We start from the raw sequence: 1,300 nt of genomic DNA on the forward strand, positions 1-1,300 counted from the left end.
TCGCTAAGGAGTATCACCTCTCGGTCAGAGCTTATGAACAATTATCAGCACGACGTCAAAGCCGTCATCTCTCGTAAAACTTATGTCATTGCCATTAAAAAAGCCGCTCGTTTCTCAACGGGCGGCTCATGTATTCAATGTACTTGCATTACACAGCTTGTGCAAATAGTAGGAAGCAGCCAAACAAGAAGATCATACTCATGCCCATCACACCGCCACCAGCTTCATAAACGCTGTTGTCTTCGACAGGTACACGGCGCACTTTCATTGTCATCGACAATGGAACAAAAACCGCCAAGAACACAAGAATAATGCCTGCGTAGCTTAAAATTGCTAAGAAATGTTCCGGAGCAAATACAGCACCAAGTAGCGGCAGAATAAATGTGGTGACGAATACCACTGGCTTGCTGGTTTTGAGCAAGTCCGCGTTTTGGTCGTAAAGCGCCATTGCCACACCCAAGAATGAAGTTAGCAACGCCAAACCAGTAAACATGGACAGAATAAACTCCAAGCCATTGTACTGTTGACCAAGAACCGAGATAAGTTCAGTGACGTTTGAGTACTGTACCAGCTCATGTGGCGGCAAGTTACCCACAACCGCAAACAACCACAATAGGTAACAAACCAAAGGAATCGCAGAGCCGACAACGATCATGTTGCGCAGCTGAGTTTTGCTCGCTTCTTTGTTGTAAGTCACCAACGAAGGAATGACGACCATAAAGCCAAAACTGGTGAATAGCACAGAACTGGTTTTGATCAGTGCCATTTTGTCGCTACTAACGACTTCGTTTAGGCCTTCGAATGAAACACTAGGAGCAAGAGCAAACAGCGTTAAAACAAGCGCAACAATCATACCGATAAACAGACCACGGTTCAGCTTGTCGACCACACCAGTGCCAGCAGAAACAATCAGACCCACTAAGATGGTAAAGCCAACTTGGCTAGAAACAGTGGAAACAGAAAGGCCGACTGATGCCGTGATTTTTTGCACTAGATCGCCAGCGCCAATGATGTAAGCCATCAATAGACAAACAAGCAACGCGTAAAGCAGACCATTGGTCACTAACTGACCGCCTTTACCAAGTGTTTCGCGGGCGATTGCGTTCATACTTACGCCACCACCGACTTTGCAACTCGCTTCAAGTAGAAGCAAAGCGGCATAAGTGGTTCCAGCCCAGATGAACAACATAAGAAGAGTGCCCCAAAGGAGGCCAAATTGAGCAAGCACCATAGGTATGGCAAGCATACCAGCGCCAAGAGCAGTACCTGCAACGATCAGGGAGCTGCCGACAAGTTTTAG

1 protein-coding gene is annotated in these 1,300 nt (G+C 46.8%); it reads right to left on the reverse strand.

What is annotated here, in order from left to right; translation table 11 throughout:
• Positions 1-148 precede the first annotated feature (148 nt).
• Positions 149-1,300: amino acid permease (locus tag R7044_RS24100; protein WP_225455860.1), on the reverse strand; the 1,152-nt coding region annotated here is incomplete at its 5' end.

The sequence above is a fragment of the Vibrio sp. 1402 genome, assembly GCF_033340275.1.